The organism is Devosia sp. 63-57 (genome assembly GCF_001899045.1).
In the GTDB taxonomy this organism is placed as follows: Bacteria; Pseudomonadota; Alphaproteobacteria; order Rhizobiales; family Devosiaceae; genus Devosia; species Devosia equisanguinis.
The window spans coordinates 1,609,396-1,636,234 of record NZ_MKUY01000005.1 but is presented as its reverse complement, the minus strand read 5'-3'; the positions used below and the strand labels follow the sequence as shown (position 1 = coordinate 1,636,234).

General features: G+C 65.0%; 24 protein-coding genes. 2 read left to right on the top strand and 22 right to left on the bottom strand.

Annotated features, from left to right (window positions below; all coding sequences use genetic code 11):
- Positions 1–100: 100 nt before the first annotated feature.
- The 8 genes from BGO80_RS16150 to ccmI all read right to left on the bottom strand — a co-directional run bounded on the left by BGO80_RS16150 (position 101) and on the right by ccmI (position 11,001).
- Positions 101–2,980 carry a bifunctional [glutamine synthetase] adenylyltransferase/[glutamine synthetase]-adenylyl-L-tyrosine phosphorylase gene (locus BGO80_RS16150; protein WP_286722274.1) on the bottom strand — a complete coding sequence of 960 codons (2,880 nt, stop codon included), beginning with the start codon at positions 2,978–2,980 and terminating at the stop codon, positions 101–103.
- Between the two features lie 55 nt (positions 2,981–3,035).
- On the bottom strand, positions 3,036–4,457 hold the full coding sequence (locus BGO80_RS16145) for a sensor histidine kinase (RefSeq protein WP_286722272.1): 1,422 nt from the start codon (positions 4,455–4,457) through the stop codon (positions 3,036–3,038).
- Between the two features lie 3 nt (positions 4,458–4,460).
- Positions 4,461–5,132 (bottom strand): response regulator transcription factor, encoded by a 672-nt coding sequence (locus tag BGO80_RS16140; RefSeq protein WP_126150778.1) that lies wholly within the window; start codon positions 5,130–5,132, stop codon positions 4,461–4,463.
- A gap of 54 nt (positions 5,133–5,186) precedes the next feature.
- Positions 5,187–6,722: a Do family serine endopeptidase gene (locus BGO80_RS16135; protein ID WP_126150779.1), complete on the bottom strand. Its 1,536-nt coding sequence runs from the start codon at positions 6,720–6,722 to the stop codon at positions 5,187–5,189.
- A gap of 295 nt (positions 6,723–7,017) precedes the next feature.
- Entirely contained in the window at positions 7,018–7,479 is a 462-nt protein-coding gene (locus BGO80_RS16130; protein WP_286722271.1) for a cytochrome c-type biogenesis protein, read from the bottom strand.
- Positions 7,476–9,449 (bottom strand): heme lyase CcmF/NrfE family subunit, encoded by a 1,974-nt coding sequence (locus BGO80_RS16125; RefSeq protein WP_286722270.1) that lies wholly within the window; start codon positions 9,447–9,449, stop codon positions 7,476–7,478. The genes BGO80_RS16130 and BGO80_RS16125 overlap by 4 nt, the downstream gene beginning before the upstream one ends.
- Complete coding sequence (gene ccmE / locus BGO80_RS16120; protein WP_286723058.1) at positions 9,446–9,889, bottom strand: cytochrome c maturation protein CcmE; 444 nt, start codon at positions 9,887–9,889, stop codon at positions 9,446–9,448. Before ccmE ends, BGO80_RS16125 begins: the two co-directional genes overlap by 4 nt.
- 29 nt (positions 9,890–9,918) lie before the next feature.
- A complete protein-coding gene (gene ccmI / locus BGO80_RS16115) occupies positions 9,919–11,001 on the bottom strand; it encodes a c-type cytochrome biogenesis protein CcmI (protein ID WP_286722269.1) in 1,083 nt (360 codons plus the stop codon).
- Positions 11,002–11,139: 138 nt separating this feature from the next.
- Here ccmI and BGO80_RS16110 point away from each other — a divergent pair, with 138 nt between their 5' ends.
- Positions 11,140–12,216: an FAD-binding oxidoreductase/lyase gene (locus BGO80_RS16110; RefSeq protein WP_286722268.1), complete on the top strand. Its 1,077-nt coding sequence runs from the start codon at positions 11,140–11,142 to the stop codon at positions 12,214–12,216.
- Positions 12,213–14,204: an FAD-dependent oxidoreductase gene (locus tag BGO80_RS16105; protein ID WP_286722267.1), complete on the top strand. Its 1,992-nt coding sequence runs from the start codon at positions 12,213–12,215 to the stop codon at positions 14,202–14,204. Before BGO80_RS16110 ends, BGO80_RS16105 begins: the two co-directional genes overlap by 4 nt.
- Here the strand turns inward: BGO80_RS16105 and BGO80_RS16100 are convergent.
- The 14 genes from BGO80_RS16100 to BGO80_RS16035 all read right to left on the bottom strand — a co-directional run bounded on the left by BGO80_RS16100 (position 14,201) and on the right by BGO80_RS16035 (position 26,800).
- Complete coding sequence (locus BGO80_RS16100) at positions 14,201–15,418, bottom strand: hypothetical protein (protein ID WP_286722266.1); 1,218 nt, start codon at positions 15,416–15,418, stop codon at positions 14,201–14,203. The two genes, BGO80_RS16105 and BGO80_RS16100, sit on opposite strands and share 4 nt — an antisense overlap.
- An 88-nt stretch (positions 15,419–15,506) precedes the next feature.
- Complete coding sequence (locus BGO80_RS16095; protein ID WP_126150786.1) at positions 15,507–15,983, bottom strand: RT0821/Lpp0805 family surface protein; 477 nt, start codon at positions 15,981–15,983, stop codon at positions 15,507–15,509.
- A 58-nt stretch (positions 15,984–16,041) separates the two neighbouring features.
- Positions 16,042–17,424, bottom strand: coding sequence for an ATP-binding protein (locus BGO80_RS16090; RefSeq protein WP_286722265.1), 1,383 nt, complete (start codon positions 17,422–17,424; stop codon positions 16,042–16,044).
- A 44-nt stretch (positions 17,425–17,468) separates the two neighbouring features.
- Positions 17,469–18,128 carry a response regulator transcription factor gene (locus BGO80_RS16085; protein WP_286722264.1) on the bottom strand — a complete coding sequence of 220 codons (660 nt, stop codon included), beginning with the start codon at positions 18,126–18,128 and terminating at the stop codon, positions 17,469–17,471.
- Between the two features lie 23 nt (positions 18,129–18,151).
- Positions 18,152–18,460, bottom strand: coding sequence for a hypothetical protein (locus BGO80_RS16080; RefSeq protein WP_126150789.1), 309 nt, complete (start codon positions 18,458–18,460; stop codon positions 18,152–18,154).
- 235 nt (positions 18,461–18,695) lie between these two features.
- Positions 18,696–18,944 (bottom strand): DUF1902 domain-containing protein, encoded by a 249-nt coding sequence (locus tag BGO80_RS16075; protein WP_286722263.1) that lies wholly within the window; start codon positions 18,942–18,944, stop codon positions 18,696–18,698.
- Between the two features lie 54 nt (positions 18,945–18,998).
- Positions 18,999–19,739, bottom strand: a complete 741-nt coding sequence (locus tag BGO80_RS16070; protein WP_286722262.1) for a glycoside hydrolase family 108 protein — start codon at positions 19,737–19,739, stop codon at positions 18,999–19,001.
- A complete protein-coding gene (locus BGO80_RS16065; protein WP_286722261.1) occupies positions 19,723–23,469 on the bottom strand; it encodes a baseplate multidomain protein megatron in 3,747 nt (1,248 codons plus the stop codon). Before BGO80_RS16065 ends, BGO80_RS16070 begins: the two co-directional genes overlap by 17 nt.
- A gap of 217 nt (positions 23,470–23,686) precedes the next feature.
- Entirely contained in the window at positions 23,687–24,103 is a 417-nt protein-coding gene (locus tag BGO80_RS16060) for an NlpC/P60 family protein (protein ID WP_286722260.1), read from the bottom strand.
- Positions 24,100–24,990, bottom strand: coding sequence for a phage/gene transfer agent baseplate hub protein (locus BGO80_RS16055; protein ID WP_286722259.1), 891 nt, complete (start codon positions 24,988–24,990; stop codon positions 24,100–24,102). The genes BGO80_RS16060 and BGO80_RS16055 overlap by 4 nt, the downstream gene beginning before the upstream one ends.
- Entirely contained in the window at positions 24,987–25,607 is a 621-nt protein-coding gene (locus BGO80_RS16050; RefSeq protein ID WP_286722258.1) for a DUF2460 domain-containing protein, read from the bottom strand. Before BGO80_RS16050 ends, BGO80_RS16055 begins: the two co-directional genes overlap by 4 nt.
- Positions 25,608–25,756: 149 nt before the next feature.
- Positions 25,757–26,308, bottom strand: a complete 552-nt coding sequence (locus BGO80_RS16045) for a phage tail tape measure protein (protein WP_286722257.1) — start codon at positions 26,306–26,308, stop codon at positions 25,757–25,759.
- Positions 26,298–26,489: a rcc01693 family protein gene (locus BGO80_RS16040; protein WP_126152225.1), complete on the bottom strand. Its 192-nt coding sequence runs from the start codon at positions 26,487–26,489 to the stop codon at positions 26,298–26,300. The genes BGO80_RS16045 and BGO80_RS16040 overlap by 11 nt, the downstream gene beginning before the upstream one ends.
- Entirely contained in the window at positions 26,486–26,800 is a 315-nt protein-coding gene (locus tag BGO80_RS16035; protein ID WP_126152224.1) for a gene transfer agent family protein, read from the bottom strand. The genes BGO80_RS16040 and BGO80_RS16035 overlap by 4 nt, the downstream gene beginning before the upstream one ends.
- Positions 26,801–26,839 lie beyond the last annotated feature (39 nt).

Below are 26,839 nucleotides of genomic sequence, written 5' to 3'. Positions count from 1 at the left end.
CACCCCGGCCCTCCCCCTCAAGGGGGGAGGGAGCGCTGGAGCCGCATCGACCAGAGTGTGAAACGGTCTGGACACCGCACCGGCCCTCAGTAAAGCCGACCTACATCGCCGCGGCGCGCCCATACCACGCGCTGGCCGCCTCTGCGACTTCGGCCTGCATTTCCTTGATGTCGAGTTCGAGCCGACCGAAATCGGGATAGTGCGCGAGCTGCGCCAAGAGATCCTTGAAGGCCGGCGTCCATGCTTCGTCCTTGAAGGGGCTGATCAGCGCCGAGCTCATCACCTGCAGGATGATCGAATAGAGCGAGTGGATTTCCGCCAGCCGCTGCCCTTGGGGCACGAGGCCGGTCTCGCCAAGGCGGGCCAGCACACGCGCGGTCTGGGCCTGTGGCAGGTGTACCTGCTGACCCGCGACCAATTGCGCCGACTGGGCGATGAACTCGAGATCGACCAGGCCGCCGGTGGCCAGCTTGAGGTCGAACAGGTGGCGCGGCTTGCGCTCCTTGGCCATGAGTGCCCGCATCGACACCACATCCTCGATGGTCTTGGCGTGATCGCGCGGCCGGTTCATCACCTCGGCAATGGCATCATCGACTGCAGCGCCGAGGCCGTCGGTCGAGGCAACGACGCGGGCCCGGCTGAGCGCCAGGTGCTCCCATGTCCAGGCATTGTCGCGGTGATAGGCGCGGAAGCCGGAGAGGCTGGTGGCCAGCGGCCCCGCATTGCCGGAGGGGCGCAGGCGCATATCGGCCTCGTAGAGCACGCCCTCGGCGGTCGGCGCTGACACCGCTGCAACGAGGCGCTGGGTGAGGCGGGCAAAATAGTGCGGCGTGGCCAGCGGCCGCTCGCCGTCGGATTCCGTATCCGGCCCGTCATAGAGCATGATGAAGTCGAGATCGGAGGTGAAGGTCATTTCGCGGCTGGCCATCTTGCCGAAGGCCAGTAGTGCGACCGAGGCGCCGGAAATGGTGCCGTGGCGCTTGGCGAACTCGGCCTGCACGCTGATGAAGAGGCGGTTGAGCAGGGTTTCGGCCAGAGCAGTAAACTGCTCCCCTGCCCCCGTGGCGCTGACCGTGCCGGAGAGCAGCCCCGCCGCGACCAGGAATTTCTGCTCCTGGCCGATGATGCGGGCGCGGTCGATGACTTCTTCATAGGACCGCGCTTCGGCAAGGAACGAATCCACCTTGGCCACCAGCACGTCACGGCGGGTGACGTCGCTGGCAAAGGCCGGATCGATGAGACCGTCCATGACATGGGCGCGGTGAATGACGGCCTCGGCCATGCGTGGTGCCGAGGCCATGAATTGCACCAGAAGCGTGCGCAATTGCTCATGGTTGCGCAGCAGCGCGAAGAGCTGCACGCCAGACGGCAGGCGCGAGAGGAAATTGTCGAAACGCGCCAAGGCCTCGTCGGCATTACCGGCACGGCCGAGCGTCGCCAGCAGCGCCGGCAGCAATTCAGTGAGATGGGCGCGCGCCGCCGAGGCGCGGGTGGCGCCATAGCCGCCATAGTGCCATTTGCGCACGGTTTCGATGGCCTTGTGCGCGTCGGCAAAGCCCATGCCGGTCAGCGTTTCCAGTGTTCCTGGATCATCGTCGCTGCCGGTGAATACCAGATTGCCCTCACCCGAGCCAAGGCTTTCGCCTTGGGTGAAGAGCTCGGCATAATAGCGGGTGACGCGTTCGAGCGCGGCGCGATAATTTGCCTCGAATCGCGCGAGATCCGGCTCACCCAGCAGCCGGCCAATCACGGCCACGTCTTCGGCGGTGGCGGGCATGATATGGGTCTGTTCGTCGCGCAGCATCTGCAGGCGGTTTTCCACGGCGCGCAGATACCAATAGGTCTCGGTTAGTTCCTCTGCAGTAGTCGGGCTGATCCAGTTGGCGGCAGCCAGCGCGGCGAGCGCCTTGGCGGTGGGACGGACGCGCAGCGCCTTGTCACGGCCGCCAGCGATGAGCTGCTGGGTCTGGGCGAAGAACTCGATCTCGCGGATGCCGCCACGGCCCAGCTTGACGTTGTGACCCTCGACACGAATGTCGCCGACATTCTTGGCGACGTTGATCTGCCGCTTCATGGCCTGGATGTCGGCAATGGTGGCGAAGTCGAGGTGCTTGCGCCAGACATAGGGGGCCAGTTCCTTGAGGAAGAGCTCACCCACCGCCTTGTCGCCGGCACAGGGTCGCGCCTTGATCCAGGCAGCCCGTTCCCAATTTTGTCCGCGCACCTCGTAATAGGCGAGCGCCGCATCGACCGAGATGGCCACCGGCGTCGACCCCGGATCGGGGCGCAGGCGCAGGTCCGTGCGAAAGACATAGCCATAGGCCTGCCGGTCCTCCATCAACCCGACCAGCTTCTGCACCATGCGCGAATAGATTTTCGTCGCCTCGCCCGGATCGACCAGCACGGTCTTTTGCGGATCGAAGAAGGCGACGATGTCGATATCGGAGGAATAGTTGAGCTCGCGGCCCCCATGCTTGCCCAGAGCAAAGATGGCAAGACCGGAGTTGGCGGCGCGGGCCTCTTCGGCGGAAAGCACCAGCTGGCCCTTGTCGAAGGCCTGGCGCATCAGCAGGTCGAGCGCGGCTTCCAGGGCGGCGTCAGCCAGATCGGAGAGCGCCTCGGTTGCCCGCGCGGTTGTCCAGGCGCCACCGGTTTCGGCGACGGCGGCGAGCAAAGCTGTGCGGCCCTTTGCCATGCGCAGCATCTGCCCAACACTGGCCTCGTCGGCCGTGCGGCCCGTCTCGCCCACCTCCTCAAGCAGCGCAGCAAAGGCGGTTTCGATGTCGCCGTCCAGCGCATCCGCCAGCCAGGCGGCGTGGGTTCGGGTCAGCTCAAGCAGATATGGAGCCGCATCGAGCAGTGGCCCGAGCAGGCCGCCCTGGGCGCCAAGATAGGCCCCTATCTCTGGCGGCAGCTCCAGCATGAGCGCGTCGAAATGCGGATGGTCAATGGCGGGCAGCGGGGAGAGATGTGTGCTCATGAGCGAGGCATAGCCCGGCGCCGAAAGCCCGGCAAGGCAGTGCGGAGAGCTAGAGTCAGACCAGCGGCAATTCCAGCACGGCGCGGACACCGGGCGCGTTGTCCTCGATAACGAACCGCCCGCCATGAAGGCGCGCCACGGCATTGACCAGCGACAGGCCGAGGCCCGAGCCCGGTTCGGAGCGGCTCTTCTCCAGCCGCACAAAACGCTCGAGCACTCGCTGACGGTCTGCTGCCGGAATACCAGGCCCGTTGTCGGCCACGGCGATGCGCACCTGATTGGCGTCGCGGCTGAGCGAAACGTCGACGCGCCCCTGTCCCCCTGCTTCGGGCTTGGCATATTTCATGGCGTTTTCGAGCAGGTTGACCATGGCCTGGCCGATAAGCTCGCGATTGGCCTTGAGCATCACCTCAGGCTCGATTGAGGTGGTGATAGCGATGCCCTCATCCTCAGCCACCGGTGCATAAAGCTCGGCCATGTCGGAGACGATGGCACTGACATCGATTTCCACCAAGGCGCCTGAGGGGGCGCCTGCCTCGGCGCGGGCGATCATCAACAGCGCATTGAAGGTCTGGATCAGCCTGTCGCTTTCCGCGATCACCGTCTCCAGCGCCCGCTCGCGCACATCCTCGCTGGCCGTGTCGCGCAAAGCCGCCTCGGCCTGGTTGCGCAGCCGCGTCAATGGGGTCTTGAGATCATGCGCGACATTGTCGGTAACCTCCTTGAGACCCTGCAACAGCTTCTCGATGCGGTCGAGCATGGCATTGAGGTTGGTGGCCAGGCCATCGAACTCGTCATTGCGCTTGGTCAGGGGAATGCGCTCGGAGAGATTACCGGACATGATCTTGGTGGACGTGTCGCGAATGGCGTCGATGCGTCGAAGCACCCGTCGCGCCGTTACCCCGCCGGCAATGATCGAAAACACGATGATCCCAACCACGCCCACGAGGAAGCTCTGCAAAATGATGGCCGAATAGCCACGACGCTCCACAACATCCCGCCCCACGACGAGGCGCATGCCATTGCCCAGCTCTACCGAACGCACCACGGCCACACCGGCCCGGCGCGGTCCACCCTCGGGCCCCGGCGGCAGCGTGGCCTCGGCATTGAGCGGATCAGGCCGCTCATAGTCAAAACTATAGACGCCCGGTTCGATCAGCACTTCAGCTGGTACGGCCACCATATTGCCAAGCAGATATTGCCCCGAGGCGTCGCCAAGGAAATAGACGCCTGGCCCCGGCTGGCTCGACACGCGATTGACCGCCAGCGCCAAGGCGCGAATGCCCTGATTGGCTTCTATGCGCTGGAACAGGCGCACTTCGCGGTCGATATCGTCGGCCTGCTGACGCTGGATCTGCACGCTCGACTGCCAGCCGATAAAGCCCATCAACAGGATGGCGAAGAGCACGAAGATGGCGATGAAGGTAGCAGTCAGCCTGACCGTGGAGGTGCGCCAGACCTGCGAAAAGCGACTCACGGCCTAGTCCCGGATCATATAGCCGGCACCGCGCACGGTATGCAGCAGCGGACTGGCATGACCCTTGTCGATCTTGGAGCGCAGGCGCGACATGTGCACGTCGATGACATTGGTCTGCGGATCGAAGTGATAGTCCCAGACATTTTCGAGCAACATGGTGCGGGTCACCACCTTGCCGGCATGCTTCATCAGATATTCGAGCAGGCGAAATTCGCGCGGCTGCAACAGGATGGCTTCACCGGCACGCTCGACCTTGCGGCTCAAGCGATCGAGGCTGAGATCGCCCACCGAATAGCTGGTGGCGCCTTCGGCCGGACTGGAGCGGCGCGCCAGCACCTCGACGCGCGCCAAGAGTTCAGTAAAGGCATAGGGTTTGGTGAGATAGTCGTCGCCCCCTGCCCTGAGGCCGGTCACGCGGTCATCGACCTCGCCCAGCGCAGACAGGATGAGCACCGGGGTTGCATCGCCTTCGGCGCGCAACGATTCGACGATGGAGAGACCGTCACGACGGGGCAGCATGCGATCGACGATCAGCACGTCGTAATCCATGCCCGAGGCCATGGCATAGCCGGTTTCGCCATCGGCGGCATGATGTGTGACATGACCGGCTTCGTCGAGCGCCTGGATCAGATAGCTGGCGGCTTCCCGGTCGTCTTCGATCAAGAGAATTTTCAATTGGGCCCCCAGCGCAGAGATGGGCCCCGGGGCAATGCCCCGGGGCCCAAGAGGTTACTCGGTGATCGGCAGGCCGATGAACCGGGCTTCGCCGTTACGCGCAACCTTCAGCAGAGCCGTGTTGAGGCCCTTGGCCTTGACCGCGTCGATGGCCTTGGTGAAGTCGGCCGACGACTGCACGGCGGCGTTATCGACTTCCAGGATCACATCGCCGACGCTCAGACCGCGATCGCTGGCGGCACTGTTGGCCTCGACATCCTGGATCAGCAGGCCGCCCGTGCCGTCCCCATTGGGAACCACGGTGATGCCCAGGCTGGTGGTGGCTTCAGGGATTGCTTCGGGAGGGGTCGGCGCTTGCGGCTCTTCCGGAGCGGCTTCCTTGAGCTGGGTCAGCTTCACCGAAACGGTAGTCTCGGCGCCGTCGCGCCAGATGGTCAGCTCGACGGTGGAGTCCGGGGCCTTGCCGGCAATGGTGCGGCTCAGGTCGAGCGCATCATCGATCTGGTCGCCATCGACCTTGGTGATGATGTCGCCAGACTTGACGCCGGCGGTACCTGCCGGGCCGTCAGCGGTGGGCTCACGCACGATGGCGCCGCGGGCATTGGGCAAGCCGACGCTGTCGGCAATGTCTTTGGTCACGTCCTGGATGGACACGCCAAGATAGCCGCGAGTCACCGAGCCATCCTGGATCAGTTGATCGACGATCTGCTGAACGGTATGGGCGGGGATAGCGAAAGCTATACCGACATTGCCGCCATTGGGCGAATAGATGGCGGTGTTGACGCCGACCACTTCACCATTGGTGTTGAAGGCCGGACCACCCGAATTGCCGGTGTTGACGGCCGCATCGATCTGCAGGAAGTCGCCATAGCTGGAACCGCCGATATTGCGGCCCGAACCGGAGATGACGCCCACTGTCACGGTGCCGCCGAGGCCAAAGGGATTACCGACTGCCACGACCCAGTCACCCACGCGGCTGGCCTTCTGCTCGAAGGTCACGAAGGGCAGGTCTTCGCCCTTGATCTTGAGCACGGCAAGGTCGGTGCGCTGGTCGGTACCGACAATCTCGGCCACCTGCTCGCTGCCGTCCTCGAACACCACCGTTACCTTGGTTGCGTCCTGCACGACGTGATTGTTGGTCACGACATAGCCATCGGCGGAAATGATGAAGCCGGAGCCTGCTGCCATGAAACGACGCGGCGCGGGTTCGCCGCCGGGACCACCAGGTCCGCCAGGGCCGCCAGGACCACCGAACTGGTCGAAGAAGTCACGGAAGGGGTGATCCTTGGGCAGATCAGGGAAATTGAAATCAAAGTTGAAGTTCGGGCCACCGCGCTGAACCGCGCGACCGGGCGCCTCGGCCTCAACCAGGATGGACACAACAGCCGGCTTCACCGCATCGACCAGATCGGCAAAGCCCTGCTGCACGGACGTCTGCGGCACGACGATCTGCGCGGCATTCTGCACCTGCGCATTGGCGACCTGTCCGTTGAGGACGAATGCGGTGGAAACGCCACCGACGCCGACCAGCAGGGCCAGGGCAGAAGCCCCCAGCCAACGACGGGTGCGCGAGAGAATAGTCGAACGCATGGTAACGAATCTCCTTCGTTAAGCTCTCAACAGCTTATGGACCTAGATATGGAACGTCCCGCCTTTCTGTGAAGTTGCGCCAACATTAAGCTTTGGCAATCTAGCGGGCAGGATTGCGGCAATTCGCGCGCGATCGACGCCACAAAATGGCTCTGGACATTTCGTGGCAATGCCAGCGGGACGCCCTAATACCTGACGCAAATGCTTTCTTTGCGCGCAACGAGATCGGCTCGGGATTCCATCACAGTCGCCATCGCCCACCGGTCCCATGACGACAGTGTGAACGACAAGACAGTTAATCCTCGTCGCGATTGAGCGTGTCGAGGGCGGCCTGTTCCTGCGGCGTGAGGGCGGGTGTGGGATCGGAAGTCTTCCGGCGTCGGGAGGCGACGAAAATGGCGATCAACCCGGCCAATAGCAGTCCGGGCGTGGCGATCCAAAGCAGCAATGTATGGGAATTGACGCGCGGATTGAGCAGCACGAATTCGCCATAGCGATCGACGAGATATTGCTCGACTTCATCATTGCTGTCGCCGGCCACAAGGCGCTCGCGCACAAGCAGACGCAGGTCACGCGCCAGGTCGGCATCGCTGTCGTCGATGGACTGGTTCTGGCAGACGAGGCATCGCAGCCCGGAGGATATGTCGCGGGCCCTGGACTCGAGGACGGGATCGGCCAAGACCTCGTCCGGGCTGACGGCGAGGGCAGCGCTGGGCAGCGCCAGCATCAGGCAGAGAACAAGCGCGCGCCAGATCATTCGGCAGCCTTGAGGCTGGGCCTGGCGGCCTTGTTAGGCGCACCGATGCGCAGGCGGCGGTCAGTGAGCGAAAGCACACCCGCACCTGCCATGACCAACGCCCCGAGCCAGATGAGCAGGATATAGGGCTTGTGCCAGACGCGGATCACATGGGTGTCGGCCAATGGCTCACCCAGTTGCAGGTAAAGCTGGGAGAGACCGTAGGTCTGAATGGCCGCTTCGGTGGTGGGCATGCCGCTGGCGGCGTAGATGCGCCGTTCCGCTTCGAGCCGGGCTGTTCCGCCGCCGGCATCGGTGACGGTGAAAATGCCGGTATCGGCCATGTAGTTCGGGCCCGGCACTTGCTCGAAGCTTTCGAAGTGGATGGTGTAGCCGCTGAGCTCGGCAGTCTCGCCGGGATTGAGCGTGGTCACCAGCTCGGTCTCCCAGGCCGTCACCGAGACCACACCGAGCACGGTCAGCCCCAGTCCAAGATGGCCGATTGCGGTCGACCAGATCGAGCGCGGCAGTCCCACGAGGCGCCGCACGCTCTCGCTGACCGGAATGCGCCCGACGCGGCCGCGTTCCAGCACTTCGGCGATGGAGCCGAAGCTGACCCAGAAGCCCAGCAGCAGCCCTAGCGGCACCAGCGAGATCGACACCCCGCCTAGCGCTGAAATGAGAATGGTTAGGAAAATAGCCAGTGCGGCAACCCCCACCAGGCGCTGTCCGGCCGCGACCATGTCGCCGCGCTTCCAGGGCAGCAGCGGCCCGAATGGCAACACCAGCAGGAGCGGCGCCATCAGCGCGCCGAAGGTGAAGTCGAAGAAGGGGGCGCCTACGGAAATCGAAGTGCCGGTCAAGGCATCGAGCAGCAGCGGATAGAGCGTGCCCACAAGCACTGCGCCGACGGCCGTGGCGAGGAAGAGATTGTTGAGGATCAAGGCGCCTTCGCGGCTGATCGGGGCAAAGAGCCCCCCCTGCCGCAAAGCCGGCGATCGGATGGCAAAGAGCAGGAAGGCGCTGCCGATCAGAACCGCCAGGATGGAGAGGATCACCAGCCCGCGCGTCGGGTCACTGGCAAAGGTATGCACCGATGTGAGGATACCCGAGCGGACGAGGAATGTACCGAGCAGCGACAGCGAGAAGGTGATGATGGAGAGGAACACCGTCCACACCTTGAGCGCATTGCGCTTTTCCATCACCAAAGCCGAATGCAGCAGCGCCGTGCCGGCCAGCCAGGGCATGAAGCTGGCATTTTCCACCGGGTCCCAGAACCACCAGCCGCCCCAGCCGAGCTCGTAATAGGCCCAGTAAGAGCCCATGGCGATGCCCAGGGTCAGGAAGATCCAGCTCAGCATGGTCCAGGGCCGCACCCAGCGCGCCCAGGCCTGGTCGATCCGGCCCGAGATCAGCGCTGCGATAGCGAAGGAAAAGCATATGGAGAACCCGACATAGCCGGCATAGAGCAGCGGCGGGTGGATGGCCAAACCGATATCCTGAAGGATCGGATTGAGGTCATTGCCCTCCAGCGGCGGCACGGCGACGCGGGCGAAGGGATTGGATGTGAAGAGGGTAAAGCCGGAAAAGGCCGCGACCAGGAGGCTCTGCGTGCCGAGGACGAGGCTGGTGAGATCGGACGGCAGGCGCCGCCCGAACGCCGCGACCAGCGCGCCGAACAGCACGAGGATGAGGATCCACAAGAGCATGGAGCCCTCGTGATTGCCCCATACGCCAGAGATCTTGAAGATCAGCGGCTTGAGCGAATGAGAGTTGTTGACGACCAGTGCCACCGAGAAATCGGAGACAACGAAGGCCTGCACCAGCGCCGCGAAGGCCGCGGCAATGAGGATGAACTGCAGGACCGAGGCCTGGCTCAGCGCCATTGCCAACCGGTCGCCCCGCCGCCACAGCGTCAGTCCCGCCAGCGCGGAGACCACGGAGATGGCGAATGCCAGCACAAAGGCGAAATGGCCGAGCTCGATACTCACTGCGCGCCGCCCTCCGGACGCCACTCGCCCTGCGCCTTGAGCGCATCGACGACTTCCTTGGGAATGTAGTTCTCATCGTGCTTGGCCAGCACATTGGTGGCGACGAACTTGCCGTCATCGCCCATGCTGCCTTCGGCCACCACGCCCTGCCCTTCGCGGAACAGGTCGGGCAGGATACCGGTATAGCTGGCCTCGATTTCGGCGCCGCCATCGGTGACAACAAAGACATTGTCCTGCCCGTTGCGGACCCAGCTGCCATCCTTCACCAGCCCGCCGAGGCGAATTGGATGGCCCGGCTCGACACCGCGGGTGATGACGTCGCTGGGCGAATAGAAGAAGACGATCTGGTCGCGCAGGGCCGTCAGCACCAGCCCTGCTGCAATGGCGATCACCACGGCAAGGCCGGCAATAACGGCCAAACGCTTCTGCTTGCGGGTCATGCCCTTGCGACGGGCAGCAGCGGGCATGGTCATTGCGCGTCTCCGTTCAGTGTGAGGCCGGCGCTGAGCGCCAGAGTGTCCAGTTCACCACGATCAAATGCAGCCGGATAGGCCTTCACGGCGGCGTCATAGGCCGCCTGCGCCTGCTGCTGATCGCCGAGCACGAGGTAGGAACGGAGCAGCTGCGTCCATTCCGCGACGGTTCCGCCCTCGCTCATCAGCCGCTGCGACAGGCCCGAAACCATCTGCTGGATCATTTCCGACTGCTGCTGGGCAGCGACATCGACGCCGTTATTTTCCGCGACGGACAGGCCCCGCTGCGCCGCTGCCAACCAGGGTTCGTCGCCCTTGGACAGCGCCAGGGCCTGTTGCCACCATTGCGCCGCCTGCGCGTAGTCGCCGGTGCGCATGAGCTCGGCGGCGACATAAAGGCGCGAGCGGATGTGATTGGGATCGCTGGCCGCCGCGGCGCGCAGCAGGTCCATGGCTTCGTTGGAACCATCGCCGCCTGCTTGGAGCAGCAAGGCCTCGGCGAGGTTGGTCTGCACCTCGGCATTGGGCGGCGACAGCGCCAGAATGCGGCGATAGGCGTTGACCGCGTCGGCGAAACGGCCGATCTCGACATAAGCGGGGGCGATCACCGTCCAGCCGCGTAAATCCTCGGGATTGCGCGCCAGCGCGGCTTCGATCTGCGACACGGCCGTCTCGAGGTCGATGTTCTGCGCCACCGCCTCCGGTCGCCCCGCCAGTGGCTGGGTCGGCAGGTCAGGATGGCCGAGCACGCTATAGAGTCCGAGCGCGATCACCGCCACCAGCGCCACGCCGATGCCGATCACCCCGCGGCCGACTTCACCCTTGGGTTGATTGATGCCGCCATCGGCCTTGACCCGCAGCAATTCGCGCGCCAACTCGCCCTTGGCAGCAATCGCCTCGGCTTCGCCGAGCTTGCCTGCGGCAAGGTCGGCATCGATGCCGGCCAGCAATTGACGAAAGTGAGCATTGGCATCGGTCAATTCCGGACCGGCTGCGTTGACCGTTCGCCCCGCAGCCGCATAGAACATGACAGCGCAGGCAATGGCGGTTACTGCAATGGCAATCGACCAGAAAATCATGGGCCCCAAACGCTTGTTTGGTTCGCGTCTCAACGTTGTGTTTTCTATAGTGGGAATGCGGCGAAAAGCCATCAAAACCGCGTTGGGGGTCATGGACGCATTGCCACAGGGTCGCATCGTCGCAGACATTTTGGCCACATGAGCGACGCACCAGCCGACTTCCTCGTGGCCGGATCGACGCCGCTGGCGCGCCTCGTGGCGGGACTTCTGGCGCAGTCTCATGGCCGGCGCGTCATCTTCGTAGGCGAGAGCCAGGCCACCTACCGCCTGCCGCGCAGCCTCGATCTGTCTGTGGCGCCGCTGACACGCCCTGAAAGCTGGGCTCTGCTGCGTCCGAGCAGCGACGAGACCGCCAGGCTGATCACCCGCATCGCGGGGCGCGGGGCACTGCGCCATATCGATCCGATCTTTTTTGCCGATAGCGCGGCCGACCGCGAGGCTCTGGCCCATTGCGGGCAGATGGCTGCCGGGTTTGGTGTGGCGGTGGAGAAGGTCGCCCCATCGCTGCTCGGGCAGGGACGCGAGGGGCTGCTGTTCCGCGACGCCATTCGCCTCAACCGCCCGGTTCTCGAACCGGCGCTCGATACGTGGCTTGCCGAAATCGGCGTCGAGCGACCCGAAATTTCGGGCCTCAGAATCGGGCTCGACGGCAGCGCGGTGGTGGCGACATCGGCGGTGGAATTGGTGGCACATCAGGCCGTGCTGGCCGATGATACGGCTATCATCGCCTGGCTCCCGTTGCAGCACTGGCCAATGCTGTTGCGACGACAGGCCGGGGCGACCATCCTCACCACGCCCACCAAGCCTCTGGCCGCGCCGGCCATGGTGCAGATCGGCTCCGGCACTGTGTTGAAGCAACAGGCAGAGGGGGGCATTGCCGCCTTGGGTTCCGAAGATCTGGCAGTGTTTTCGGGACGCCTTCAGGCGCTGCTTGGGCGCGATCGGCAGGTGGAGCAGGCCGGTCAGACCGGCTATCAGCGGCTGGTCTCCATCGATGGAGGCCCCCTTGTGGGTCGCGCCGCCGGGCAAGGCGCCGATATCGTGGCGGGGCTGGGCATGGCCGGAGCTTTCCTTGCTCCGGCGCTGGCGCGTTGGCTCGCAGGCGCTGCCAGTCCAGCGGAGGCCGCGTGGTTCGGTGCGCGTCTCGTCAATCGCGACCCCAACGATCGGCGTGTCGCCGAATTCGCGCCGCCTCTCAGCGAGGCCAAGCCATGAGGCACCAAAGCGCGCGCCTGTCGCCAGACAGCGCAAAATTGCTTGCCGGCCGCGCCATCGACAGAAGTCGTCCCCTGACCTTTCAGCTCGATGGTCGCCAGATCAGCGGTTTTGTCGGCGACACTGTGCTCAGCGCGGTTCTCGCCGCCGGCATAGACACGCTGGGCAGTCATCATGAGCAATTGTTGGGCCTGGGCCCGCATTGCCATCCGCCCATTGCTTATGCTGCGCTGGCGCGGGATGGCCAGCGCGCCCTGCCCATGGACCGCACGCCGGCGCTTGCTGGCGCCGAACTGGTCACGGTCGGCGGAGCACGCCGGGCGGGCCTGCTGGCACGACTGTTCCAACCCGGACGAACGCTTGGCCTCGGGCTTGAGGATCCACACGCCCTCGATCAGCCATGGCGCGATGTCAGCGGTGTGCCCGCCGCAGTAACGGACCTCCTGGTCATCGGCGGCGGCGTCGCCGGGATGGCTGCGGCGCTGGCCGGCGCCCGTGCGGGGCTGTCCGTGACGCTGGTCGAAGCCAGTCCGGTTCTGGGAGGGCATTCGGGCATTTTCGGTACGCAGGAGGGCGAGGATAGCCCCGATGCCAGCATGAGCCGACTCGCCGCCGACATCGCCGCCCAGCCCGCGATATCGGTCTTGACGTGCAGCCAGGTTTTTGCCCTGCGCCCCGGCAAGGCCCGACTGCATCAGGTAGTGGTGGATGGCGGGACCGCTCAGGGCCGTGTCACCGATATCGACACGAGGCACATCATTGTCGCGACGGGATCGCTGGAGCGCCTCCCGATCTTTGCCGGCAATCGTCTGCCGGGGGTGATCGGCGCCCTCGACGCCTATGAACTGGCCGCCCGCTACGGCGTCTGGCCCGGAGGGTCGGCCATCATAGCCACTGCCGGCAACGCCGCCTATTGGCTGGCCAAGCTGGCCAGCGATGCGGGCATCTCGGTCGATCGCATCTTCGACAGCCGCAGCCAGCCCAATTCTCGCTTCATCGCCTTCACCAAGGCCTATGGCATTCGCCAGTTTCCCGGCACACGACCGCAGCAAGTCGTCGTGTCTGGCGCCGGCGGCGCCGTAGAAGTGCGCTTCGGCGTCGAGCCAGAACAGACCGCCATCACCGAACGGCTGATCGTCAATGGCGGCTGGCAACCCGACCTGACGCTTTGGCACGTGGCCGGCGGGACCAGCCAGTGGAACGGCGCGCGCCACCGGCTCGAACCGGTCGGTCCGCTGGATGCGATCGCACTTGCCGGCAGCGCCGCTGGCTTCCTGACCCGTCGCGGCTGCATCCAGAGCGGCGCGGACGCGGTGGACCTGCTGCTTGGTCGAAGGCGCCAGGTGATCGATGACCCGGTGATCGACGCGCTGCACGAGACACCGGATGACGATCTGCCCTTCGCCTTACCCACCGAAACAGAGCAAATAGCCTATCTCGACCATACCGGCCTGTTGCAGCGGCCTGGCGTCGAGCCCAAGGCCTGGTGGCATCTGTTCCGTCGTGCGAAGACACCGAGCCTGCCGGCCCTGTCAGAGGCATCGCAACCGCTGACCATCGCCGAGGTTTCGGCCGGCGTATCCCTTGGCCTGGTTCCGCCCGCTTCGGCAGGAATCGTGGCGCAGGAGCGTGTTGCGCTGGTGCCGTTGACGTCGGCCGATGCCAACGAGGACATGGATAGCGCAGCGCCCGTGCAGGCGATGGGCGTGCCCGACTATCTCGTCGGGCGATTTGGCAGAGATGGGATTGTGGTGCGACTGGCGCTGGAAGAGAGCCGGGCGGTCGCAATCGGCGCCCTGCTCTATCGCAGTTCTGACGCGAAGAGCCCACTCGAGGCTATCGGAACCGTCCTGCGCACCGGCCCCGGCGGACCATTGGCGCTGGTTTCGGCAGCAGCCTCGCAGTCCGGCGGCCTGCTCACTCTGCGCGATCAGGGGCGGGCCGTGACCGCGCGAGTGGTGCCATTGACCGAGACGCTGCCCGCCTAGCTCCGGCGCTCGGCAGCAACGCGCGCCCGGCGCAGCGTTTCGGCATAGTCGGCATTGAAGCGGATTTCGGCCATCTTGATGGTCGCATCCATGCGCGCGCCACCGAGCGCATCGCCCGGCGCCTGGCGCAAATGCTCGATAATGCGCTGGGCATGCATTTCCAGCGCCTGACCGGTCTGGCTCCAGGCCTGGTCGAACACGGCATTGAGGGCAAGGGAATCGCGAGAGTCGCGCACGGCGGACAGAAGATAGACGCCATTGACCGCGGCCAGCAGCCGGTCATCGTCCAGCCGGTCGGCGCCTTCGCGTGGCCGCCGCAATGCCTGGTTCACATCGACCGCGACTTCCTTGAGGCGCGGCTCGACACGATCCGACACATGCTTTGTCAGCGCCGACAACACCTGGGTAGCCCGGCTGCCACGGCTGAATTCGATATAGCCGGTTAGCGCCCGGACCAGACGGTGGAAGCGATCGAGACTGCGGCATACCAGGTCGAAATCAGCAAAGGGCCCCAGCAGCTGCAGATTGTGCAGCTGGTTTTGCGCATGCGCCAGATAGGCGTCGACCATTGGGGAGAAACCAGCCCGGCCGATGGCCGCATCGGTCGCGCCGCCGGCGAGCTTGATCACAGCCGTGATGAGACGGGCGGGATTGGCAACCTTGCCGACTGCCGCCTGGAACAGCAAGGCAGCCAGTTGCGGGTCCTTGAGCGGCATGGACTGCAAAGCCGTCTGCAGCGCGGCATCGTCGGTAATGGCATTGGTGGCCTTGCCGAAGGCCTGCGCCTTGGCGAGCAGGCTGCGGTGCCGCAACGCCGAAATGGCCGTGACCAGGAGTTCGCGATGGTCGTCGCGTGCCATCTGCGCCTTGAGGCGGCGGGCGGCATCGGGGTCCTTGCCAGCCTGTTCCAGCCCGGCGCGCATGCGCAGGGCAACCTCGGTGGCTACGGGCTCGAAATCGGCGCCGGTAAGTGCGCCATTGAACACGCCGTCCAGCGAGACCAGGTCGGCGCTGGTGTCGCGCACCGCCCAGGTCCAGGCAGCCATGGCTGCGTCCCGCCCCAGCGAACCGGGAAAGGTGAACAAGACCGGCTCGTCCACCAGGATGGGATCTATAAGGCCGGCAAAAGGCCGGATCGCGGCACCGGCATTACGGCTCGCGGTCCGGGCGGAAGCCGGTGCAGCGACAGAAGATATAGGGGCTGGCTGGCTCATCTACGCACAACGAAAGGGTGATTACCCATCGACCCTAACGTGTGCAGGTAAACAATGTTTATTCGCGATCGATGCAGAGCGGCGCGGATCAGGCCGCGCCCTGCACCACGTTCCAGTTGCCGTTCTGCTCGCGGCAGGCGGTTCCCTTGCGCACATAGTCGGCGCCGCTGATCTTCACGGAGTGCGTGAAATCGCGGCAGTCAAGATTGTTGACGCGGACATAGGGGCCAACAGCCACCGAGCCGGTCGTGCCCTTGTCGCCGGCCCATTGGCGCGGGGCGCCGGGACGACCGAACTGCAGCGCGTAGAACTGGGCGCTGTTGGCTTCGCTGGAATCCTTGGCCGTCATCAGATTGAGCGCGGCGGGATCGACGAAACCGTTGGCGATGCTGGTGGTGAGGCGCGCCTGCTGCACGGTCTGGGCGGTAGTGGGGACCAGCGGCTGGGCCACGACGGCCGGCTGGCTGACCACCGGGGCCTGCGCCACGCGCGTCGGGCCGGAGCTGGCGCAACCGGCGAGCAACAAAGCAAGGGCGGGGATAGCAACAGTAACGAAGCGATTCATCAATATGGCCTTCTACACGGTCATTCGGTTCTTGTTGGCGCAATACGGCAAAAGTGCGTCAGCCCTGAGGCTGGCGCACCAGGCCGCCCAGTCGCGCGGTCGGCAGGCGAAGCTCCACCAGCAGCCCGCCCAGCGCCGAGCGCTTGAAGTCGAGACTGCCGCCATAGACATCGACCAGTTCCTTGACGATATCCAGCCCTAGCCCGGTTCCGGGTGTTTTCTCATCCAGCCTGACGCCGCGGCGCAACACTTTGACCGCATCTTCCTCGCTGAGGCCCGGTCCATTGTCGTCAATCCGAATCAAAAGAAACGTGCCCTTGTCGCCGCGTTCGCTGCTGAGGCGCACGCCAACCTGGCCTTTGGACCACTTGCAGGCATTGTCGAGCAGATTACCGGCCATCTCTTCCAGGTCGGCTTCGTCGCCCCGGAACCAGGGCAGCGACGCATCAGGGCGCTGGAAGGCAATGGTGATATTGGGATGGATTTTGCGCATCACCCGCGTCAGGCGCAGCATGATCATGGTGGCATCGGCCTTTTTGCCCACCACCGAGGTACGCGCCGCCAGACGCGCCCGCTCGAGATAGGTCGAGACCATGTTGCTCATCTTTTCGATTTCGGTCTGCACGATGTCGGCCAATGCGCCCTTGCGGGCGAAGGCTTCATTGCGCAGCACGGCGATCGGCGTCTTGAGGCCATGGGCCAGATTGCCCACCTGGCTGCGCGCCCGCTCGATGATCTGCTGATTGGAGCGCAGGAGTTCGTTGACCTCTTCTGCCAGGGGCGCGATTTCGGTGGGATAGCTCCCCGACACTTCCGCGCTGTCACCCTCTCGCACCGCCTCGATGGCCCTGCTGAGCCGCGAAATCGGCCGCATGGCGAAGCGGGCAACAATCGCGCTCATGCCGGCCAGCATGATACCGACGGCGCCCAGAACGATGAAGGCCTGGCCGCGGAAATCATCGACGAGTTCCAGGATTTCGGTGAAATTGCCGGAAACGGAAATGGTGTAGCTGTTCGGTGCGAGCGTCACGGTGCGTTCGACCACGCGCATTTGTGTGCCGAATGCATCCTGCAGCATGGCCGTGGCGCGCCCCGAAGCATCGCGGTCTGCCACCGGGATTTGCGGCAAGTCTATGCCGACCATGGACGCGGAGAGATTGACCACCGCGCCATTGCCGTCCCGGATTACCCAATACCACCCCGAACGCGGACGCTCGAAGCGCGGATCTGCCAGCACGATGGACTCGTCGCGCGGATCGCCTGCCTCCAGCAATTCGCCGGCCAGGCTTTCGACATGAAAATCCAGTGTCTGGGTCAGCGAGGTATCGAGCGCGCGCGAATAGAGGTCGGTCAGGAGGAAGCCGGTCGCGACCAGTCCAAGCACCAGCCATCCGGCCGAAAGCCAGAACAACGAAGCGGCGATAGAGCCCTTACGCAGCATGGTGGATTCTTGGGCCGGACCGCAGGCGGGCCACTGTCAAAGCTTTAATCCCCGACGATCTGATAACCGAGGCCACGTACCGTCTGGATGCAGTCTTCCGGCAGCTTCTTGCGCAGCCGGCCGACAAACACTTCGATGGTGTTGCTGTCGCGGTCGAAATCCTGATCGTAGAGATGTTCGGTCAATTCAGTGCGCGAAATCACCTTGCCCTTGTGGTGCATGAGATAGCTCAACAGGCGCAACTCGTGGCTGGTCAGCTTCACGGACAGGCCATCCACAGTCACCTTGCCGGAGCGCGCATCGAGCCGCACCGAGCCGGCAACGATCTCGTTGCTGGCGTGACCGGCAGCGCGGCGCACCAGGGCGCGGACACGGGCCAGCACCTCCTCCATATGGAAGGGCTTGGCGACATAGTCGTCGGCGCCGGAATCGATGCCTTGCACCTTGTCGCTCCAGCGATCGCGGGCCGTCAGCAGCAGCACTGGCGTCGTCTTGCCAGTCCGGCGCCATTCTTCGAGAACCGACAGACCGTCCATCCGCGGCAGGCCGATATCGAGGATGACCGCGTCATATGGCTCGGTATCGCCGAGAAAATGTCCTTCTTCACCATCGAACGCCACGTCGACGGCATAACCCGCCTCGGTCAAGGCATCCTTGAGCTGACGATTAAGGTTCGTATCGTCTTCAACAACCAGAACGCGCATGTGATACCCCCACCACTTATGCCTTATTGTGCACCCAAAGTCAGATTCTGTGCAGTCCCATCCGGATTCAATACGCCGATAATATAGACGAGCCTGCCGCCCTGGTCGCAGACCTGGACGTTGAGGATTTCGGCGCGGCCGTCGACCCCGTTCGATGCCAGCACGGCATCGAGTGACTGGATCTGGCCCGAGGCGACCGCTTCCTGGATCTGGTAGCGGTCGAGACAGGCCTGCGCGGAAGCGCCAGTGGTACCCGCGAAAGCAAGCGCGAGCGCCAGAGCGATAGTGACGATGGCGGTGGGTTTGGGGGCGTTCTGTGTCATGATGGACAAACTATCGTCCCCTTGCTGAATGGGACATGAATGAGGCAGACTCACAGCTTCAGCACACTCTTGGCATCCTTAAGAATGGCATTTGCAGTGTGGCGGCTGAACATGTTGCGAGGGACGACCAACACCGCCCCGCGTCATTGCCCCACTTTTCATGCGATCCCTTGGCGTTGGAAAGATAGCGGAAGCCCAAAGATCGAATTTCCCTGATCACGATGGTGTAATAGCCATCGACCATCTAGGCCGCACGGTCCTGAGGACGCCGCCAGACAATGGCCGGGATGTAATCTTCCGGCTTTCCCGAGGCCAGCGCTGCGGCAGACATGTGGTTCGTCACGATCAGGCCTGGCGCCACGTCCATCAATAGGTCTTCAAACTCGTCAAGCGTCGCGGCCTCGATATGGAGACCGACAATATCCCTTAACGAGTAGTAGACTTTCGCCTTTTCATCCCACTCGGCTGAAACAGAGAATACCCTTTGCGTCATGCTGGCACCCCTTCCAGGCACCAATATCATACACGCCCTGCCCCACCGCAAGGCTCAGGCTTTACCGATATCGCCCTTGAGGCCGCGGCGGAGGAAGATGATCGCCAGCGCCTCGAGCATCAGATTGCCCGCCCCACCGCCATCGAGCGCTGGCAGGTCGATGCCCAGCAGTTGCGCCAGCCCCGCCAGCAACATGAAAGCAGCCACAATATAGGTCTTGTATCCTGACAGGATATCCATGGTGTGTTTCCCTGTTTGAACGATAGGATTTACCGGCGCCATGGCCAGCGCCGCCTTGCGGATCGCAGCCACACGGCGCGTCCAGCCGGTGCCGAAGACGGAGAAATTCGACAGCCCGCGTAGAAAGCCCAGACGTCGGTCGCAGAGGGCGTCGACGACTGTTCGCGCATTGGCCTTGCTGGCGGCAGTAATGGTCAGCGGCCCCACCTGCCCGTCGGCGGCAACATTGAGAATGGCCTGCAGCGTGCGGATAGCCCGGTCCGGGCCGGAATTGACCGCGTAGTCAAACAGCGCCAGGTCGATGCCGCCGGGCATCTCACCGGCCTTGCAGGCATTCCAGTAACGCGCCCGATAGATGCGCGCCGCTTCCTCTCGGCTCAGCCCCTGCACCGCAGTTTTGGGTAAGGTCCACCACGGCGACACATGTCGCCAGCGCGCCAGCGTCTTGCGGGTAATTCCCATATTGGTAGCCCCGCCGGGGTCGGAAGGGTGATCGACATAGCCACCCTCATGCCGCAGCACCTCAGTCAGGCAGGCCTCAAACCGTCCACTCATCCGCAAACCCTCCCGTTAGTGCCGGCCCCGGACCGAAAGCCGGGCTCACCTGCGCCACCTCGATCCCAAAATCAGTGGCCGCCCCACCGAAATCCGTGACTTGCGCGGCCAGCTCATAAACGGCCTCCGCCACGAGCGTCGTCATCGTCCGAACGATGCTGCCGCCGGAGCGAATGCTCACCCGATAGGCCTCGGTGCCTGTGTCGAGGGGCGGCTCCGCCAGCCCCCAATTGCCGGCATCAGCGCGGCTGCGCCTGATCCAGCCGATGGTGATGGCCCCGCTCTCGGACCTCCGGACACGCAGATGCACCGGCGACAGCGGCAAAACCGCTGTCGTACCGAAGGCCACAGCGAGTTCCTGTCCGACCAAGTCGGTACCGCCAGCAAAGCAGCGCAGCGCCCGGCCATCGCCGATCCATTGCGGATCGACCGCCATTGTCCCGACGCGTCCATCCAGCACCATCACCGAGCGACCAGCAGACGCCGGCGCCATCGCGGCTTCCGTCCCATCCAGTCCCCGCAGCAGGCCGGTCAGCCGATAGCGCCCCGGTGCCACCAGCGTCGCCTCGGCAAAGCCGATAACTTCCCAGTCCCCGCTATCGGTCTCCACCGCAAGGCGATTGGCCCCGGAAAACAGTGCCTGCTCGTCCACATCGGCGAGGTGCCCACGATAAAGCACGATCTCGAGCGCATTGCCTCGGTCCCACACGTGCACCGGTCCCGGCGCCAAGGGCGACATGACTTCGCCAAGCGCAGCCGGCTGGCTCAGCTCCAACAGGCGACCGCCACTCGCGGCATCTTCGATCCGCACCATGCCTGGCCAGGGATCAGCATAGGCGCCGATCACCAGCCGGCTCCCTGCGCCCTCCCCCGCCGGCAGCGGCAGATGCGCCAAAACCACATGCGGCGACACCGCAGCCGGCGGCAGCGCCGGTGCCGTCATGGCGCGTCCCCCACCCACGGCCTTGGCGTCGGCGGCCGAAACGGCCCGCGCCGTTAGTCGTCGCGCCAAACCGTCGCGGATTTCGACGATTTCGAACGGCCCCTCGGCCAGTCCAACCACACCAATCCGATCCCCGACCTCCAGATCCAGCCGGTTGGGCGGCAGTGCCAGTTCCAGACGGTCATCCTCACCCGCCTTGGCATCGAGCAGCCGTTCGGCCGCCTGCCGCGCCGAGCCATCGTCCAGCACCATGGGCAGGCGCCGCGTTTCGAGCGGCCCCGTTCCCGGGCGAATGGCCGTGGCACTGGCAGCGAGATAGTCGCGGCTGCGGTCGAGGAAACCCAATCCCAGCCGGCTCGCCCGCTCGGTTGCCGCACCACGCCGGCGCGACACCACCGGCGCATCGATCTCCGCTAGTTCGTCCCGGTCCAATGCAGCGCCAGTGCCTCCTTGTGCCTGAGCTACCAGCGCCGCGCCTTCGGCCTTGAGCCGCAATCCGGCGATCTCCAGCACTGGCTCGACGGCTTCGCGCGCTGTGCTCGGCCCTTCCAGCAATAGCCCAGTCACCAGCGGCGCCGCCGGCACCGCTTCGAGCGTGCAGCCATGTTCACTGGCCACTGCCCCGACCAGTTCGTCCGAGGCCAGCGCCCCAAGCCGTCCGGTCAGCCAATGGCCGGTGCGATGGTTGGGTCCATCGGCCCACACATCGTCTTGCGCCGGAAAGGCCGGATATGGCCGCGCGTCCCAGGTCCAGGCAAAAATCCGCCCCGCATCCACCATTCCAGGCGGATTTTTCGTCGCATCGGCCCAGTGCCGGAAGTGCGCCCGCAGGAATTGTCGCTGGATCAAGGCGTCCGACTGGCCGCTCGAAAAATATGGCCGACCGCCCTCGGCACTCTTGTCGTCGCCGAAAATATTGGGCTGGTTCGCACCCTTGTCGACCGCCCCGCAGCCCAGTTCGGTGAGCCAGATCGGCTTGGAGCCCGGCACCCATGCGGTCGGCACGCTATCGCGCACCCCGCCCGGCCGATTGTAATGCGCATTGCCCCAGAAGGCGGCGATATCCTTGTAGCGCCAGACCCAGTCCTCACCATATGCACCATCGACGATCGGCGTTCGCCGCTGCGCCTGGCGGTCCGCGTCGCTGGCATAATACCAGTCGAACCCCTCGCCCCCCGCAACATTGCCGCCGAGATAGCCGAGTTCATAGCCATTGGCTGAAATTGCACGATCAAGATGGTTCTCCCCGTCCCGCCAATCGGCGAGCGGCATGTAGCAATCGATCCCCACCGCATCGATGTCCTGCGAAGCCCACAGCGGATCGAGATGAAAGAACTTCTGCCCATCCGGCTGATGCCCGGAATATTCGCTCCAGTCCGCCGCATAGCTGAGCTTCACTTCCGGTCCCACAATCGCCCGCACATCGGCCGCCAGCGTCACCAGCGCCTCGACAAACGGAAAGCTGTTACCCTCGCCGCGCACCGTGGTCAGGGCGCGCATTTCCGAGCCGATCAGCAGCGCTTCGACACCACCGGCCGCGCTTGCGAGGCCGGCATAATGCAGCACCATGTCGCGATATCCGGGCACGAAGGCGGCCACCTGCGCCGCGGCCATACCCGTCCCATCGGGCGAGCCCTCGATGCCAGCGGCCGGAAAACAGGTCATGCGACCACGCCAGGGATAGTTGGCCTGCTCGCCCCCGCCATAGGGATCGGGCAGCCCGTTGCCGGCCGGCACGTCCATCATCATCAGCGGATAGAGGGTGACCTTGAGCCCCCGCGCCTTGAGGTCTGATATTGCCGCCAATACGCTGTCATCCGACGGCGTGCCGCCATAGGCCGGCCCGCCATTGTGCTGCGAGACCACCGGCACATCGCTGCGCCCCAGCCCGGCAACGCTCCACTCCGTCCCCTCGATACTGCGCCCGGCAGCTTCGACGCGCGGCGTCACCTTGCATTCACCGCAGCGCAGGTCGTCGCCGAACCAGGTCACCACCAGCGCCACATGTTCGAGATTGGGGCAAAGCGCCTGCAGCTCGTCGATCGACCAGCTCCAATTGCTGACGCCGGCGAGGAGATGCGCGTTCTCGCTCACTCCGGCGCCTCGCCCGACCATGCGGACGCGCGGCACCGGGTCATAGCCGAACTCCGTCGCCCCCGGGATGACCGTCACCGCTGATATCGCCGGCTCCAGCTCGCCCACCACCCGGCACAGCTCCGCCGAAATCTGCGGGATGCGATTGCCGAACCGCGACAGCGGCAGGTTCTCGACCACCAGATAACAGAGCCCGCGATAGGCCGGCGCCTGACCCACGCCCTGCGTCGCCTCGATCAACCCATCGGGCAGCTGCGCCGCGTCGCCGTGATAAAAGCGCAGCGTCAGCCCGCGCGTATCCAGCAATTGCCCATCGGCCCATATGCGTCCCAGCCGCGCCACCGGGCCTTCGCAGAAACCGATAGCGAAGCTGGCGCCGATTTCCTCGTCGTCCTCCTGCGGCATCAGCCCCTTGGCACCGGCCTGCTCGCCGCCCAGCCGTTCCAGTTCACGCGCCCATATAATATTGCCGCCAAGCCGTCCCCAGCCATAAAGCCTCGGGATGGCCCCGCCCTCCGCCGAGCCGCCTAGGCGCACATCGAAGACCGGCGCCTCGGCCTTCTCACCGAACAGCCAGCCATCGACGACACTCCCCGCCAGCGCTCCCAGCGCCCGCCCGATGGTCGCCCCGAACGGACCACCCACCAGCGCCCCGGCAAACTGCCCCGCCACCGACAACGCCAAAGTCGCCATGTTTTTGTTCCTTGCAGATTATCGGGGTACATACCGGCTCCCCTTCTCGCCGTGCGGGAGAAGCCGGATCGCGCGCAGCGCGAGACGGATGAGGTGCGAGATCATTTCAAACTAAGGTGAACTCTGGGCGCTTTCGCCTCCCTCCCCCTTGAGGGGAGGGAATGAGGGAGGGGGTCCTTCAGTCGATCACCAAACGCCCCCACCCCCAAAAAAAATCTCACGGAAACCCGAACCGCCCGCTCACCCGCCTTGCCCAGGCGGCGGTCAAATTCGCTTCCACCACGCCCAGCTTTTCCTGCGCATGGATGAACCGGTCGGCCGCCACCAGGATCCCGCAATGCTTGGCGTGGGCCATGCCACCGAGGGTGAACAGCACCACCTGGCCCGAGGCCGCTGGCCCCTCGACCGGCAGCAGAAAGCGTTCCGCAGCCGCCCGCAGCGCCCCGGTATGGGCGGGGTCGCGCATATCGGCGCGATAGGGCGGCACAGCCATCGGCTCCTCGCCATAAAGGCTCCGCCACACGCCGCGCAGCAGCCCCAGGCAATCGCAGCCGGCCCCGAGCGTCGACGCCCGATGCCGATAGGGCGTGCCCAGCCACAGCCGCGCCGCCGCGACCACGCTGTCGCCGTTCACCGCACCACCGCCCGCCCGTCCAGCGCATCGCCAGCGCGCGGATGGCGCAGCACATAGTCATTGCCCGGAATATGCGGAAAGCCGCGGAAATTGGCGCTATTGGCAAATTTGCTCCCGCAGGTGGCAAAGCGCCGGTCGCAGCCGGCCGTCAGCGTCAGCCGGTCGCCCACGGCCACCCACTCGCCCACCTTGGCCGCAAAACCCAGCACATCGCCCTCAGGCGTTTTCTGCTGCGTCAGCACCGCATCGGCGAGCCCCACCCGCCTGCCATCATCCCACCGGCCCATGCCAAAACCGAACCAGCCCTCGGCAAACCCCTCGAGTCCGCTGACCACGATACGGAAGGGATCATCCACCCGCACCACGGTCGCACTGCCGCGAAAGGCCGGATTTTCGAGATCGACGCCACAGCGTCCATCTCCCACAACTGCATCACACAGTGCCTGATAGATCCGTCCGCGCGTCAGGTTCAGCCCCTGTTGCGGCGAACGCAGTTCCGCCCGGAAAACCCCATCCTCGCGCACGATCTCGCCGATCGTGTCCACCCGCAACAAAAGCCGTTGCTCGGGCGCGCTCCAGTTCACCACCCAGCTTTCCACCTTGGCGCCGTCATAGCGGCCGAGCAGAATGTCGTCCTCGGCAATGGCGGCGCTGTCGAGCACGCCCAGCACTTCGCCCGTATCGACCTGCGCCCCCAGCCGTGCAGGCATTTCGCTGCCGTCCAGCCCATGCATGGGCGAGCACGCCGTCCCTTCCACTACCAGCCCCCGGTCGTGGTCGGTGAAGCCCAGCACCACGCCATCACCGCGGATCACCCGCCAGCATTTGGCCAGCGTCGTCTCGCTCTGCGCCAAATGCGCAGCCAGGTCGGGATCGATCGCTCTCATGGCAAAATCTCCACCAGCGGAATGTTGGGCGCCTCGGCGCCATCAAAACTATGCGTCTCGATATCGAGCCGATCGGTGTCGAAGCGCACCGGCACGTCGAACAGGAACCCGGCCGTCACCACCACGCCCGCCCCCGGCGCCACGGCGAAGCTGATCACACCGGTGGTCGCATCCACCGCCCAGTCGCTCCCCTGCTCCACCCCGTCCAGCGCCACCGTCACCGAGCCGGCAACCGGCTTGCTGATGGGCCTCAAATAGGGATCGAAATCCGCGCCATAGCGCTTGGTGAGCTGAAACTGCGTCCGCTCTCCATCGCCCGTATCGAGCACCTGGTCGGTGGCTTGGGGCATGGCGCCGCCCGATGAATGGTCGAGCCCATCGCGCCACAAAAAGCCATGCAGCCGCCCGCGCCTTTCCTCGAAAAACGCCAGCACCGCCGCCATGTCGGCCCGCGACTTGACGCCATAACCGGCATTGTAGCGCCGCCGCGAATGCTGCCAGCGCCCATTGCGCTGCTCGCCCCCGCCCGCCAGCGTCACCACCTCGGTCCGCCGCTCCGGCCCACCCCGCGCCCCCAGCGCAATATCGAGCGGAAAGCGGATATGATGAAAAGCCATGACGTCCTCGTAAGCTTCCGCGGCTCCGCAAACACAAATCGTCACCCTCGGGCCTGACCCGAGGGCTCTTTACGTTCGGAAAGCCGGGGCAATAACAAACCCGATCGGTCCCTCCCCCTTCTTCAGGGGGAGGTTAGGTGGGGGGCTTCTCAACTCCCCCGCGTCCCCCGCCGCACCGCGCGCAACAGCATGGCGCTGACCTCGGCCTCGCTCGCCGCGAAACTGCGCGCGTCGCTTGCGGTTACGTTGAACGTCACCTGCACACCACCACCGCCGCCGCCAGCCACGCCTAGTCGCCCGTCCGGCCCGCGCTGCAGCGGCATGATCGCCTCGGGCCCGGCCTCCCCGGCCAGCCCCAACCCCTTGCCCAGCGGAAAATAGCTCGGGCTTGCGATCACCCCGCCCTTGGCGAAGGGTTTCACCCCCGCCAAAGCCGGATTGGTGGCAGTGAAGATATTCTCCACCAGGCCACCGACCAGATTGCCCAGCGGCTTGATCGCTGCCTTCAGCGCGATATCGGCAAAGGCGCGGGCAATATCGCCCAGCACCGATTTGAAGGACTTTCCATCCATCAGCGCTCCGCGAAAGGCGGTGCTGATCGAGCGCGACACCCCATCGGCAAGGTCGCCGATGCGTTCGAGCTCCACTGACACTTCGCCCAGCTCGTCGCGGACTTTGTCGCCAAAAAGCTCACCGGCCATCGGGAAAGCGCTCCATCATCTGGTCCAGATCGGCCCGCCCCAAGGGTGCGCCGCGATCGCCCACCACAGCACCCCAGGCCGCCGCCAGTTCGCGCGGTGTCATGCGCCAGAAGGCGTCCGGCGGCAGCCGCAGCACGCCAAGCCCGAACCGCATTGCATCAGTCCAGGGAAACGCCTTCATGCCGCCTCTCCGAACGTCGCGCGCAGCAAGCGTGCTGCGATCTCCGCCGCCCCGCGCAACCCGCCCTCGACGCTCATCCGCGCCAGGTCGTCATCGGTGACGGCATTGCCGCCGCCGCGCAGCCCGGCGCCCAGGATGGCGGTCAGGTCCCGTGCCGACACCTTGCCATCCGCAAACCGCTCCGCCAGCCCGGCCAGATCCCCGGCCTGCAACCGCGCCTCCAGTTCCGCCAGCGCCCCCAGCGTCAGGCAAAGCACCCGCACCTCGCCCCCGATCTCGGCGGCGATTTCACCACGATGAATATTGGTCATTTCTGTTCCCGCCTAAATGATGGCCCCTCACCCGTCTGG

Excerpts from the sequence above, each read along its gene's own strand:
- BGO80_RS16105 (WP_286722267.1), top strand. The coding sequence starts at position 12,213 with ATGAGGCACCAAAGCGCGCGCCTGTCGCCAGACAGCGCAAAATTGCTT.
- BGO80_RS16040 (WP_126152225.1), bottom strand. The coding sequence starts at position 26,489 with ATGAAGGCGTTTCCCTGGACTGATGCAATGCGGTTCGGGCTTGGCGTG.
- ccmE (WP_286723058.1), bottom strand. The coding sequence starts at position 9,889 with ATGACCCGCAAGCAGAAGCGTTTGGCCGTTATTGCCGGCCTTGCCGTG.
- BGO80_RS16050 (WP_286722258.1), bottom strand. The coding sequence starts at position 25,607 with ATGGCTTTTCATCATATCCGCTTTCCGCTCGATATTGCGCTGGGGGCG.
- BGO80_RS16075 (WP_286722263.1), bottom strand. The coding sequence starts at position 18,944 with ATGACGCAAAGGGTATTCTCTGTTTCAGCCGAGTGGGATGAAAAGGCG.
- BGO80_RS16045 (WP_286722257.1), bottom strand. The coding sequence starts at position 26,308 with ATGGCCGGTGAGCTTTTTGGCGACAAAGTCCGCGACGAGCTGGGCGAA.
- BGO80_RS16100 (WP_286722266.1), bottom strand. The coding sequence starts at position 15,418 with ATGAGCCAGCCAGCCCCTATATCTTCTGTCGCTGCACCGGCTTCCGCC.
- BGO80_RS16110 (WP_286722268.1), top strand. The coding sequence starts at position 11,140 with ATGAGCGACGCACCAGCCGACTTCCTCGTGGCCGGATCGACGCCGCTG.
- BGO80_RS16065 (WP_286722261.1), bottom strand. The coding sequence starts at position 23,469 with ATGGCGACTTTGGCGTTGTCGGTGGCGGGGCAGTTTGCCGGGGCGCTG.
- BGO80_RS16130 (WP_286722271.1), bottom strand. The coding sequence starts at position 7,479 with ATGATCTGGCGCGCGCTTGTTCTCTGCCTGATGCTGGCGCTGCCCAGC.
- BGO80_RS16035 (WP_126152224.1), bottom strand. The coding sequence starts at position 26,800 with ATGACCAATATTCATCGTGGTGAAATCGCCGCCGAGATCGGGGGCGAG.
- BGO80_RS16090 (WP_286722265.1), bottom strand. The coding sequence starts at position 17,424 with ATGCTGCGTAAGGGCTCTATCGCCGCTTCGTTGTTCTGGCTTTCGGCC.
- BGO80_RS16085 (WP_286722264.1), bottom strand. The coding sequence starts at position 18,128 with ATGCGCGTTCTGGTTGTTGAAGACGATACGAACCTTAATCGTCAGCTC.
- BGO80_RS16055 (WP_286722259.1), bottom strand. The coding sequence starts at position 24,990 with ATGAGAGCGATCGATCCCGACCTGGCTGCGCATTTGGCGCAGAGCGAG.
- BGO80_RS16150 (WP_286722274.1), bottom strand. The coding sequence starts at position 2,980 with ATGAGCACACATCTCTCCCCGCTGCCCGCCATTGACCATCCGCATTTC.
- ccmI (WP_286722269.1), bottom strand. The coding sequence starts at position 11,001 with ATGATTTTCTGGTCGATTGCCATTGCAGTAACCGCCATTGCCTGCGCT.
- BGO80_RS16070 (WP_286722262.1), bottom strand. The coding sequence starts at position 19,739 with ATGAGTGGACGGTTTGAGGCCTGCCTGACTGAGGTGCTGCGGCATGAG.
- BGO80_RS16095 (WP_126150786.1), bottom strand. The coding sequence starts at position 15,983 with ATGAATCGCTTCGTTACTGTTGCTATCCCCGCCCTTGCTTTGTTGCTC.
- BGO80_RS16135 (WP_126150779.1), bottom strand. The coding sequence starts at position 6,722 with ATGCGTTCGACTATTCTCTCGCGCACCCGTCGTTGGCTGGGGGCTTCT.